The 11,863-nt window shown below is 34.4% G+C and carries 12 protein-coding genes; 10 read left to right on the top strand and 2 right to left on the bottom strand.

The window, feature by feature from the left end; translation table 11 throughout:
• Window positions 1-4: 4 nt before the first annotated feature.
• Genes M666_RS02750 through M666_RS02735 form a run of 4 tightly spaced genes read left to right on the top strand, consistent with a single transcriptional unit; the run spans window position 5 to window position 4,469 of the window.
• Entirely contained in the window at window positions 5-1,876 is a 1,872-nt protein-coding gene (locus tag M666_RS02750; RefSeq protein ID WP_029444992.1) for an alpha-amylase family glycosyl hydrolase, read from the top strand.
• A 5-nt stretch (window positions 1,877-1,881) separates the two neighbouring features.
• Window positions 1,882-2,625 (top strand): glycerophosphodiester phosphodiesterase, encoded by a 744-nt coding sequence (locus tag M666_RS02745; RefSeq protein WP_029444991.1) that lies wholly within the window; start codon window positions 1,882-1,884, stop codon window positions 2,623-2,625.
• A 3-nt stretch (window positions 2,626-2,628) separates the two neighbouring features.
• Window positions 2,629-3,924: a BaiN/RdsA family NAD(P)/FAD-dependent oxidoreductase gene (locus tag M666_RS02740; RefSeq protein ID WP_029444990.1), complete on the top strand. Its 1,296-nt coding sequence runs from the start codon at window positions 2,629-2,631 to the stop codon at window positions 3,922-3,924.
• Complete coding sequence (locus tag M666_RS02735; protein WP_025613802.1) at window positions 3,921-4,469, top strand: DUF1697 domain-containing protein; 549 nt, start codon at window positions 3,921-3,923, stop codon at window positions 4,467-4,469. Before M666_RS02740 ends, M666_RS02735 begins: the two co-directional genes overlap by 4 nt.
• Here the strand turns inward: M666_RS02735 and M666_RS02730 are convergent.
• Window positions 4,462-4,935 carry a TspO/MBR family protein gene (locus M666_RS02730; protein ID WP_029444989.1) on the bottom strand — a complete coding sequence of 158 codons (474 nt, stop codon included), beginning with the start codon at window positions 4,933-4,935 and terminating at the stop codon, window positions 4,462-4,464. The two genes, M666_RS02735 and M666_RS02730, sit on opposite strands and share 8 nt — an antisense overlap.
• A gap of 99 nt (window positions 4,936-5,034) precedes the next feature.
• Between M666_RS02730 and M666_RS02725 the strand changes: the two genes are divergently transcribed.
• The 6 genes from M666_RS02725 to M666_RS02700 all read left to right on the top strand — a co-directional run bounded on the left by M666_RS02725 (window position 5,035) and on the right by M666_RS02700 (window position 10,440).
• Window positions 5,035-6,129 carry a diphosphomevalonate decarboxylase gene (locus M666_RS02725; RefSeq protein WP_029444988.1) on the top strand — a complete coding sequence of 365 codons (1,095 nt, stop codon included), beginning with the start codon at window positions 5,035-5,037 and terminating at the stop codon, window positions 6,127-6,129.
• A 133-nt stretch (window positions 6,130-6,262) separates the two neighbouring features.
• Entirely contained in the window at window positions 6,263-7,201 is a 939-nt protein-coding gene (locus M666_RS02720; RefSeq protein WP_029444987.1) for a mevalonate kinase family protein, read from the top strand.
• Between the two features lie 11 nt (window positions 7,202-7,212).
• Window positions 7,213-8,118, top strand: coding sequence for a geranylgeranylglycerol-phosphate geranylgeranyltransferase (locus M666_RS02715; RefSeq protein ID WP_024479044.1), 906 nt, complete (start codon window positions 7,213-7,215; stop codon window positions 8,116-8,118).
• Window positions 8,119-9,069: a carbon-nitrogen hydrolase family protein gene (locus tag M666_RS02710; protein WP_029444986.1), complete on the top strand. Its 951-nt coding sequence runs from the start codon at window positions 8,119-8,121 to the stop codon at window positions 9,067-9,069. It abuts the gene before it with no gap.
• A 99-nt stretch (window positions 9,070-9,168) separates the two neighbouring features.
• Complete coding sequence (locus M666_RS02705; protein WP_029444985.1) at window positions 9,169-10,011, top strand: pseudouridine synthase; 843 nt, start codon at window positions 9,169-9,171, stop codon at window positions 10,009-10,011.
• Between the two features lie 12 nt (window positions 10,012-10,023).
• Complete coding sequence (locus M666_RS02700; protein WP_029444984.1) at window positions 10,024-10,440, top strand: hypothetical protein; 417 nt, start codon at window positions 10,024-10,026, stop codon at window positions 10,438-10,440.
• Window positions 10,441-10,930: 490 nt separating this feature from the next.
• Here M666_RS02700 and M666_RS02695 read toward each other — a convergent pair whose 3' ends face one another.
• Complete coding sequence (locus M666_RS02695; protein WP_029444983.1) at window positions 10,931-11,863, bottom strand: PorP/SprF family type IX secretion system membrane protein; 933 nt, start codon at window positions 11,861-11,863, stop codon at window positions 10,931-10,933.

The raw sequence follows: 11,863 nt of genomic DNA, 5'->3' as shown, positions 1-11,863 counted from the left end.
ATCGATGAGAAAATGGTATGCTTTACTTGTTTTAATCATAATTTTTGCCTGTAAGAATGATAAAAAAGAAGAAAAAATCATGAAACCTACAAGTTCAATTAAAAAGAAGGAAGTGGTGTACCAAGTGTTTACACGTCTTTTTGGAAATACAAATACGACCAATAAACCTTGGGGGACTATTGAAGAAAACGGAGTGGGAAAATTTTCTGATTTCACAGAAAAAGCGTTGACCGAAATTAAAGATTTAGGTGTAACACATATTTGGTATACCGGTATTCCCCATCATGATGTTATTAGAGATTATACGTCAATTGGCATTTCTAATGATGATCCGGATATTGTAAAAGGTAGAGCTGGTTCTCCATATGCGGTAAAAGATTATTACAATGTAAATCCAGATTTAGCAGATGATCCTAAAAATAGATTAAAAGAGTTTCAAGCATTAATTAAGCGTACGCACAAAGTAGGTTTAAAACTTATTATTGATATTGTTCCTAATCATGTGGCGCGCAATTATGAAGGTAAAACCACCCCTAAAGGTCAAGAGCCATTTGGAGCTTCTGATGATACCTCAGTAGAATACCATCGGGATAATAATTTTTATTACATCCCAAATGCGGAGTTTAAAGTTCCGCAATGGCAAGATGGATATCAGCCTCTAGGAGGAGAAAAGATTAGTTTGGCAGATGGAAAATATACTGAGATTCCTGCGAGATGGACGGGTAATGGTTCTAGATTAGCACAACCAGATAGGAATGATTGGTATGAAACTGTAAAAGTTAATTATGGAGTACGGCCAGATGGTTCTTATGATTTTGAGGTGCTTCCTGATAATTTTGATACCAAAGATTATAAAAGCCATTTTGAGTTTTGGGAAGGTAAAAATGTACCAGATTCATGGATAAAATTTAAAGACATCGCATTGTATTGGTTGGCAATGGGAGTAGATGGTTTTCGGTTTGATATGGCAGAAATGGTGCCAGTGGAGTTTTGGAGCTATATGAACTCAAACATCAAAATGCAAAATTCAACCGCTTTTCTATTGGCGGAAGTATATAATCCTGATTTGTATCGGACTTATATTCATAAAGGGAAAATGGATTATCTGTATGATAAGGTAGAACTCTATGATAGTCTTAAACATATCATGGCTGGTCATGGGTGGACAGATCATATAGAAACGGTAGAACGTGGTATGAAAGATATCGAGCACCATATGCTTCGCTTTTTAGAAAATCATGATGAGCAGCGTATCGCGAGTCCTGACTTTGCAGGAGATCCTAAAATTGCAAAACCTGCTATGGTGGTATCTGCTACTTTGAGTACGGCGCCTACCATGATTTACTTTGGACAAGAAGTAGGAGAGCCGGGAGCAGAGAACGCAGGTTTTGGGAGCCCAAGCAGAACATCAATATTTGATTATATTGGAGTGACAACATTTCAACGTTGGGTGAATAATAAAAAATTTGACGGAGGACAGTCTACTGAAGACGAGAAAAATTTACGAGATTTTTATAAACGTCTTTTAAATTTCACCATTGGGAGTAGTGCTTTGATGGGGCAATATCAAGAAATTCATTATTATAATAAGGACCACACAGAGGGTTATGATCATCGTGTATTTACATTTTGTAGATGGTCTGATGATGAAAAATTAATTATAGTTACAAATTTTGATAAAGAAAAGACGTACGATCTTACATTAAAAGTCCCGGAGTTTATGATTGAAAAATGGAAGCTGTCATCAGGAATATTTCCAATGGAAGATCAATTATACCATGTTTCAAATCCAGAATTAAAAGTGATGGATACTAAAATAGGTGAGTTCTCCTTGCAAATAAAGCCTTTAGAATCATTTATCTTTAAATTAAAATAATAGAAATGAAAAGCATAACAATGCTTCTTTTTCTGCTTGTCGCCTGTTCGTGTATGAAAAATAAATCGCTATTAGTTATTGGACATCGTGGGGCAATGGGTCACGAGACCGAAAATACAATTCCTTCTATAAAAAAAGCTTTAGAATTAGACGTGGATATGATAGAGATTGACGTCTTCAAAATTGCAAGTGGAGAAATAGTTGTTTTTCATGATGATACTATTGACCGGTTAACAGATGGGATAGGGAACATAGAAGAATATACATGGAGCCAATTGCAAAAAGTTACTGTAAAGGGAAATCATAAAATACCTTTACTAACGGAAGTGATAAATGTAATTGATAGAAAGGTTCCTTTAAATATAGAATTAAAAGGCGCAGGAACTGCTAAGGATGTTAATGGCATTATATCAGCATACCTCAAAGAGGGATGGAGGTTAGATGATTTTTTAATTTCAAGCTTTAATTGGGAGGAACTTAAGGTGATGCGTATGGAAAATGCGGGGATTAAAATTGCTGTATTGATAGAAAATGATGATCCGCGAGAAGCCTTACCTTTGGCAAAAGAATTAAAGGCAGTGGCTATTAATCCAGATTTTGAAAAACTTACTTTGGCAATAGCAGATGAAATAAAAGCAGCAGGCTTTAAAATTTATCCATGGACCGTCAATGAGCCGGTTGCCATTGATGAAATGATACAAATTGGTGTAGATGGTGTATTTACCAACTTTCCAGAAAGAATAAAATAAATAATGTTTGATGTTATAATAGTAGGTGGCGGAGCAGCTGGTTTTTATGCTGCAATCCATATCGCAGAAGCAAATCCTGCTTTTAAAATAGCTATACTAGAACGTGGTAAAGAAGTACTAACAAAAGTTAAAGTTTCTGGTGGTGGGCGCTGCAATGTAACACATGCAGAATTTGATCCTAATGAATTGGTTAAAAATTACCCAAGAGGAGAAAAAGAATTACGCGGACCTTTTCATACTTATTGCAGTGGAGATACTATTGCTTTTTTCGATAAAAGAGGAATTACACTTAAGATAGAAGAAGATGGAAGAATGTTTCCGGAAAGTAATACCTCGCAAACTATAGTAGATTGTTTTACCAGTGAAGCAGAGCGCTTGGGTATAAAATTACTTAGAAATAGTTCTGTAGTAGCTATTGAGACTGTTCAGAAATCAGAGGAATCTCCTCTGGATGGTTGGATGATAGCATCTATTCAGAAAAAATATTACGCTAAAAAATTACTAGTTACTACAGGGAGTAATCCTAAAATATGGAAGCTTTTAGAGAAATTAGGGCATACGATAGTACCACCAGTTCCATCATTATTTACCTTCAATATTAAAGATGATCGTATAGATGGTATTCCTGGAGTGAGTGCGTATGCTTCGGTAGAAGTGTTGGAAAAAACCTTGCCAAGTAAAGTAACTATCAATTTAAAAAGTAAAGTAGCCTCTAGGGCACTATTGGTATCAGAGGGGCCTTTGTTAATTACACATTGGGGTATGAGCGGACCAGCGATTTTAAAGCTTTCTGCTTGGGGTGCTAGAATGTTGAATGATTGGAATTACCGTTTTAAAATTAAGGTAAATTGGCTTCCTGAGTATGAAGAGGAAGGAATGTTGCAATTACTACTACAAATAAAAGGTGTAGAAGCAAAAAAAACGGTGTTGCGTACAAATGCAGTAGCTATTCCTAAAAGGCTCTGGGTTCATCTAGTAAAGGCTTCAGATATTTCAGAAGAAGTGAAGTGGGCAGATGTTACTAAGATTCAATTACAGCAATTAGCAAAAGAATTAACCGCAGGAGAATATCAAGTAGATGGTAAAAGTACGTTCAAAGAAGAATTTGTTACCGCCGGCGGGGTAGATTTAAAAGAAATAAATTTTAAAACCTATGAAAGCAAAATAGTAACCAATTTGTTTTTTGCAGGAGAGGTTATTAATGTGGATGCCATAACAGGTGGTTTTAATTTTCAAAATGCCTGGACTAGTGGATATATCTCTGCTCAGGCAATTGCCGCTAAAAAAATAAGTTCATGACAACCTATATTCTACTTTTGCGAGGCATAAATGTTTCTGGTCAGAAAAAGATTAAGATGGTAGATTTAAAGCGCACTCTTGAAAAGTTAGGTTTAAAAAATGTGCAAACTTATATACAAAGTGGTAATGTAGTTTTTCAATCAGATGAATTATCAAAGCCTATTTTGATAGCTTCTATTGAAAGCCTGATTCTAAAAACAGTTGAATTTGAAGTTCCTGTAATGCTTTTCGAAGCAAAAGAATTTAAATTAATTTTAGAAAATTCGCCATACTTAGCGGCTGAAACTGTAGCAGCAAACCATTCTTACTTTGTACTTTTTAAAACACCAGCAGAAGATTCTTTAAAACAAAAACTGCAATCAGAGACATTTTTAAATGAAGAATTTAGCATTGCATCAGCATGCATTTATTTAAAATGTAATGTAGGTTATGGTAAAGCAAAGTGCAACAATAATTTTTTTGAGCGAAAACTAAAAATCCAAGCAACCACGAGAAATTATAAGACGATGTCTAAATTAGTGGCGCTTTCAGAGGTTCTTAATTAAGCTCCCAGATTTTATAGTTTAGTGCAGTGGCGAAGCAAACCCAAAGGAAGTAAGGAATAAGAAGGTACGCGGCCGTAGTATGTACCACCTTAAACCAACGGATAGTTAGTATAATAAGGATTAATAGTGTCAAAATCACCACCAATGCCCAGAAGGGTTGCTTTAATCCAAAGAAGACAATACTCCACAAAGCATTAAAAAGCAGCTGAAATATAAAATGGTACAAAGCGGTTTTTACCCATATATGATGAAATCCTTTTGCCCAAACCAATCCGGCTGAAATACCCATCATCACATACAATACACTCCAAACTGGAGCAAAAACAGCGTTAGGTGGGTTAAAACTAGGTTTGTTAAGTGCAGGATACCAGTCTAAAATAGAGGCCTTTGTGGCAAAGCTAGATAAAAATCCTATAACCAAGCAAATGGCAACAGCGATACTAATATAATATATTTGTTTTTTCAAAATACATGTGGGTGTCTCGCATCTAAAATAGTGATTTAATTTTATTGTTAATAATGGAATTGCACTTAAAAACTATCTTTGTAACAAAATTGAAACTTCATGATTGAAAAAGACTTTATCCCTTCGGCTTATAACCAAACAATTACAGAAGGTAAAGTAAGCTATAAATCACCTAGTAATATTGCTTTGGTTAAGTACTGGGGAAAGAAAGAAAATCAATTACCACAGAATCCGTCTATTAGTTTTACGCTAGATGCTTGTGCTACCACGACTACAGTTTCTTTCAAAAAACTGGATAAATTATCAGATAATTATTCATTTGATTTATGGTTTGAAGGGAAGGTAAAGGAAGATTTTAAGCCAAAGATAGAGACTTTCTTTTCTAGGGTAGCGGTGTACTTACCATTTTTAAAAGCGTATCATTTTACGATAGAAACGTCAAATTCTTTTCCGCATAGTAGTGGTATCGCTTCTTCTGCAAGCGGAATGTCTGCTTTAGCTTTATGTTTGGTGGCTTTAGAAAGACAACTTAATCCAGAAATGAACGACGATTATTTTGTTCAGAAAGCATCTTTTTTAGCCAGATTAGGGTCGGGGAGTGCATGTAGAAGTATTGAGGGTGATATTGTGCAATGGGGTAAGCATGAAAAAACAAAAGGGAGTTCAGATTTGTTCGGAATAAAATATCCTTATGACGTACACGATAATTTTAAACGATTTCATGATACTATCTTACTCGTAGATAAAGGTCAAAAGCAAGTAAGTAGTACGGTAGGGCATAATTTAATGCATAATCATCCCTATGCAACACAGCGTTTTAAGCAAGCGCATGACAATTTAGATAAATTGATTGCTGTTTTTAAAAGCGGTGATTTAAAAGAATTTATAGCTATTGTAGAAAGTGAGGCCTTAACCTTACATGCTATGATGATGACAAGTATGCCTTATTTTATTTTAATGAAACCCAATACTTTGGAAATCATCAATAAAATATGGGAGTTTAGAGAAAAATCTGGTTCTAATGTTTGCTTTACTTTAGATGCGGGAGCCAATGTTCATGTACTCTATCCTGAAAATGAAAAAGATATTGTTTTTCAATTTATTAAAGAAGAGTTAATTGCATATTGTGAAAACCAGCAGTATATTTGTGATCGAATTGGATTTGGTGCTAAACAATTAAAAATGAATGCCTAACGACTATAATTAAAGCTAATTGTTTGCGTTATTGAGGAAGGTATAAAGTGATTGTTACACTTATAAATGGGTTGAAGCTCATTTAAAGTGTAATAATTTGTTAATTTAGTGCTAAGTTAAAACAATCAAAAAGGTGAAGGGACCATTATTTTATTCAAAAATTTTACTTTTCGGAGAATATGGAATTATAAAAGATTCTAAAGGATTGTCCATACCTTATAATTTTTTTAAAGGAGCTTTAAAATCGGATGATAATTTATCTGATGAAGCAAAAAAATCTAACGAAAGTTTGGAGCGTTTTGCTGCATATCTTGAAGAATTAGCAGTAGAAAACCCAGAACTAGTAGCTTTCGATATAGCCTTATTGAAAAAGGATGTGGCTCAAGGAATGTATTTTGATAGTTCAATACCACAAGGATATGGTGTAGGGAGTAGCGGTGCTTTAGTTGCTGCTATATATGATAAATACGCCTTTGATAAAATAACAGTTTTAGAGAATCTTACTAGAGAAAAATTACTGACCTTAAAAACTATATTTGGGAAAATGGAATCATTTTTTCATGGGAAGTCTTCAGGACTAGATCCTTTAAATAGTTACTTAAGCTTACCTATTTTAATTAATTCTAAAGACAATATTGAATCTACTAGCATTCCTTCTCAAAATGCAGAAGGTAAAGGTGCTGTGTTTTTATTAGATAGTGGTATTGTTGGAGAAACGGCGCCAATGGTGCAAATTTTTATGGAGCAAATGAAAGAAAAAGGCTTCCGTAAAATGTTAAAAGAACAATTTATTAAACACACAGATGCTTGTGTAGAAGATTTTGTTAGCGGTAACGTAAGTTCTCTTTTTGGAAATTTAAAGCAACTTTCTCATGTAGTTTTAGATAACTTTAAACCAATGATTCCAGTGGAGTTTCATAAACTTTGGAAACACGGGATTGATACGAACGAATACTACTTGAAACTTTGTGGTTCTGGTGGTGGTGGTTATATCCTAGGATTTACCGAAGATTTTGAGAAAGCTAAAAAATCCTTGAATGGTCATAAATTAGAAGTAGTCTATAACTTCTAAAAACAATCCGCATGCTTAATAGAAAAAACAAGCTCCTGCTTTTAAAGTTATTGAGTCTGTTTTCTGTTGTTAGGGGGTACAATATTTTAATTATTGTAATCGCTCAATATTTAGCATCCATTTATATCTTATCACCTAATTTACCACTTCGCAAGGTGGTTTTTGATTTTAACCTTTTCCTTATTGTTTTATCTTCTGCCATGGTTATTGCAGCGGGTTACATCATAAATAATTTTTACGATGCGGAAAAAGATCTGATAAATAAGCCGCGCAAAACAATGCTAGATAGGTTGGTGAGTCAGCGTTTTAAACTAAGCACTTATTTTGTCCTAAATTTTTTAGCAGCCTTGGTCGCAAGCTATGTTTCTTTCAAAGCTGTTTTGTTTTTCTCTTCGTATATTTTCGGAATTTGGATTTATTCACACAAGCTGAAAAGAATCCCATTTGTTGGAAATTTTATTTCGGCCACACTTGCCGTAGCACCCTTTTTTGTGGTTTTTGTATATTATAAAAACTTTGAATCGGTCATATTTGTGCATGCACTATTTTTATTTTTAGTGATTTTAGCACGAGAACTCATCAAAGATTTAGAGAATATGGCAGGAGATTTGGCTCAGAATTATAAAACGATCCCTATTCTCTATGGGGAAAATACCTCAAAAACTATTATTGGTATGTTGTTTCTTCTCACTTTAATTCCTTCCATGCTATTAATCTTTAAATTTGATGTAGGATACATGTACGGCTATTTCATAGCTTGTGTTGTTTTGCTGTTGCTATGCCTAGTTTTGTTGTTGCGTTCAGATTCTAAAAAACACTACATCTTATTACATAATATTCTAAAGCTTATCATTATCGCAGGGGTTTTTAGTATCTTGTTGATTAATGTAGATCTGGTATTAAATAGAATTTTATAGATGAATAATTTACTTAAAGTAGCCTTAGCACAAATTTCTCCTGTGTGGCTAGATAAAGAAGCAACCCTAAAGAAAATAGAATCTTCCATTGCAGAAGCGGCAGCTCAAAAAACAGAATTAATAGTTTTTGGTGAGGCGTTATTACCAGGATATCCATTTTGGTTGGCACTAACAGAAGGTGCTTCTTGGGATTTAAAAGTAAATAAAGAAATTCACGCACACTATGTTCGTAATGCGATACAGGTTGAAGCAGGAGAACTAGACGCTGTTTGTAATTTAGCAAAGGAGTATTCTATAGCCATTTATTTAGGTATTATGGAACGTGCAAAAAATAGAGGAGGCCATAGTATTTACTGTTCACTTGTCTATATTAATGAACAAGGAGAGATAAAATCGGTACACCGAAAATTGCAGCCTACCTATGATGAGCGATTAACTTGGGCTCCAGGAGACGGTAATGGTTTGCAAGTTCATTCTTTAAAAGAATTTACGGTTGGCGGGTTAAACTGTTGGGAAAATTGGATGCCGTTACCTCGCACAGCGCTTTACGGTTTAGGAGAAAATTTACATATTGCTGTGTGGCCAGGTAGTGACCATAACACCAAAGATATTACTCGTTTTATTGCAAGGGAATCTCGTAGTTATGTAATATCTGTATCTTCTCTAATGAAGAGAACAGATTTCCCTAAAGCTACTCCGCATATAGAAGCAATTTTAGAAAAATCTCCCGAAGTTTTAGCGAATGGAGGATCATGTATTGCTGGCCCAGATGGGGAATGGCTTGTGGAACCTGTTTTGGATACTGAAGGGCTTATCTATCATACCTTAGATTTTAATCGGGTATATGAAGAGCGTCAGAATTTTGATGTGGTAGGGCATTACTCTAGGCCGGATGTTACCAAGTTAACGGTAAATAGAGAGCGACAATCTACTGTAGCCTACACCGATTAAGAACTAATTTTAACTTTATCTAACCTAGACAGTTAAATCAAAGGCTAGTTTGCTTATACATCCGATTTCCTTTATTACCTTTGCGGAAATATTTTAGTTATGAGTAGGTCAGATTCCAACAATGATAATAAGTCATCAGGAAGAGAAGGGGGAACATTTAGAAAGAAAAGTTATGCGAGAGGTAACGCTCCCATTAAGAAGAAGATAGAAACGAGAAAGCCTTCTAACCCAAATGTTCTACGACTAAATAGGTATGTAGCAAATTCAGGTGTTTGTTCTCGTAGAGAAGCAGATATCTATATTGCTGCAGGTAGTGTAACCGTTAATGGCAAGCCTATCATTGAAATGGGATATAAAGTTCAGCTAACAGACGAAGTTCGTTTTGATGGTAGACTTTTAAATCCAATCAAAAAAGAATATATCGTATTAAACAAGCCTAAAGATTTTGCTACATCTACTAGAGATGGTTCAGGTAATCGTACTGCAATGGGCTTAGTTTCTAATGCATCAAAAGCAAAATTACTTCCTGTAGGTAAAATGGATAAGGCTTCAACAGGCTTATTGTTATTTACCAATGATGGTGATTTAACGGCTCGTTTAAATTCGCCTAAAAATGGGTTGCGTAAAATTTTTCACGTAGAATTAACCAAGCCTTTGAAAAGTACAGACCTTAAACGGATAAAGGAAGGTATTGAGATAGAAGAGAGTATTGTAAGAATACAAGATATTAGTTATATCGAGAATGCTCCGAAAACACAAGTTGGTATAGAAATATTTAGTACTAGAAACAATATTGTCCGTAGACTTTTTGAAAAATTAGACTATGATGTCGTTAAGCTAGACCTTGTGGTTTACGCCGGACTTACTAAAAAAGATTTACCACGAGGACATTGGAGACCTCTGACTGAGCAAGAAATTATCAATTTAGGAATGATAAAATAATAGGAGCTCAACATGTTAAAGAACAAGCCGCATTTAGTTTTATGGTTTATAGGGGCCTTGCTAGCAATAGGGTGCTGCATTTCGTATTTCTTTAAGATTGATACTAATTTTCTATTGACTTTAGGGGAAACGTATTTAGTAGTAGCGCATTCACATATTTTTCTATTAGGATCTCTTTGGTTTTTGCTATGTGGATTCGGGTATTTTATTTTACAAAAATATGAGATAACACCAATCTATTCCCTGACTAAAATTCATTTGATTGCCACGTTATTAAGTTTGCTAGGTATCGTTGTTGATCAATTTACCAACAACGATGGTGTCGAATCTGTAATTGCTTGGACATCAATCTTACTATTTTTTGTAGCGCAAACAATTTACTTTATAAATATTACTACAGCAACGGTATTAAAAGTAAGGGTGAAGTAGATTAGCTATATGTTGAATATTAAAAATATATGCTCACTCAAAGAAAAACCGCATATTATTCTTTGGTTTTTTACTGCGCTATGTTTTGTTATTTATTTGTTGAACTATTTTTTTAACGATGATTCAACGATTGATATAAGCTATTATGATACGTATTATGTACTCTCTAAAAGTTCACTACTGCAGGTTTTGGGGTACTGGTTTTTTGTCTGTGGTATGGGTTACTTTCTCTTGAATTTTTATAACAAAAGAATCTTTTCTTGGTTAAGTAGGATTCATGTGTGGATGAGCTTATTAGCCATCACATTGATACTATTAGAATACAGTAATGTGAATTTTTTAAGTTCTACAAAACGATTTTATGAGATTACAGTATATTCTGAAACTTTAAATTATCTGGGAATACTACTTTTTATAATAGCTCAAATTATTTATTGTTTTCACATGCTTCTAAGCATTTTTAAGAAGCAACAACCTTAATTAGAAGAACTTAATCAATAGCATACCCTTCACCAAATTGATAACTAAGTACAAACCCATGTGTATTTCCTAACGGAGATTTGTTGGTACTTAGGTTGTAATTATATATAAACCGGACGCTATCAAAAAGATATACTCCGGCCAATAGGTTAAGAGAAGAGCTTGTTCTGTAACCTCCTCCTATTTCAAACTTATTTTTAAAACTAACCGCTACGTTTAAATCTGCTTGTAGTGGAGCGCCATTTTCATATTTTAAAAGCACATTTGGTTTAATCATCATATCCTTAAATATGTTGTTGAAAAAACGGTACCCAAAATACCCGTATATAGGATTAGTAAGGTTTAAGCTATCGTCCGATGCTAAGGCATCTCCCAATACATTAGGGGCAGAGGCACCAACATAAAAGGAAGCATGGTTAAACAAGAAGCCTAGGCCAATAGTAGGAATTGTTGCCGTAATGTTTTCAGAAAAATTTGGATCGTCCATGATTCCTAATTCTAATAAATTATCTTGATATTGTTGTACACCTGCGGTTATCCCGAATGAAAGAACGCCAGGAGAGTAGTGTTGCCAATAAGGTCTATTGTTTTCAAAATCGAAAAATATTTTATAAGAGTACGCTCCAAAAAAGCTAGTGGAGGTCGTAACGCCAATTTGGTCACGTATAATACCAGCTCCTAAGCCTACTTTTCCTCTATTTATTTGCCCTTGTCCACTGAGTGAAAAACTTTTGGGGCTACCTTCAAACTCGTTAAAATACCCAGAATTACTAACGGCAATTTCAGTATTTGGTGTGAGCCCTGCGTACGCACTATTTATAATAAACGGATTGTAGTTATACTCAGAAAATGTTGGCGTTTGCTGGCTAAAGGCAGTATTAGTGGTTACTACTAGTAAACATACGATAGCTACTAAAGCTGAAATTTTATTTTTGTATATCAT

This window comes from Cellulophaga baltica 18 (genome assembly GCF_000468615.2).
In the GTDB taxonomy this organism is placed as follows: domain Bacteria; phylum Bacteroidota; class Bacteroidia; order Flavobacteriales; family Flavobacteriaceae; genus Cellulophaga; species Cellulophaga baltica.
Note: the sequence above shows the minus strand (reverse complement) of the source record. Positions and strands in the feature narration are given on the sequence as shown.

Excerpts from the sequence above, each read along its gene's own strand:
- M666_RS02700 (WP_029444984.1), top strand. The coding sequence starts at position 10,024 with ATGTTAAAGAACAAGCCGCATTTAGTTTTATGGTTTATAGGGGCCTTG.
- M666_RS02705 (WP_029444985.1), top strand. The coding sequence starts at position 9,169 with ATGAGTAGGTCAGATTCCAACAATGATAATAAGTCATCAGGAAGAGAA.
- M666_RS02695 (WP_029444983.1), bottom strand. The coding sequence starts at position 11,863 with ATGATATACAAAAATAAAATTTCAGCTTTAGTAGCTATCGTATGTTTA.
- M666_RS02710 (WP_029444986.1), top strand. The coding sequence starts at position 8,119 with ATGAATAATTTACTTAAAGTAGCCTTAGCACAAATTTCTCCTGTGTGG.
- M666_RS02750 (WP_029444992.1), top strand. The coding sequence starts at position 5 with ATGAGAAAATGGTATGCTTTACTTGTTTTAATCATAATTTTTGCCTGT.
- M666_RS02715 (WP_024479044.1), top strand. The coding sequence starts at position 7,213 with ATGCTTAATAGAAAAAACAAGCTCCTGCTTTTAAAGTTATTGAGTCTG.
- M666_RS02725 (WP_029444988.1), top strand. The coding sequence starts at position 5,035 with ATGATTGAAAAAGACTTTATCCCTTCGGCTTATAACCAAACAATTACA.
- M666_RS02735 (WP_025613802.1), top strand. The coding sequence starts at position 3,921 with ATGACAACCTATATTCTACTTTTGCGAGGCATAAATGTTTCTGGTCAG.
- M666_RS02740 (WP_029444990.1), top strand. The coding sequence starts at position 2,629 with ATGTTTGATGTTATAATAGTAGGTGGCGGAGCAGCTGGTTTTTATGCT.
- M666_RS02745 (WP_029444991.1), top strand. The coding sequence starts at position 1,882 with ATGAAAAGCATAACAATGCTTCTTTTTCTGCTTGTCGCCTGTTCGTGT.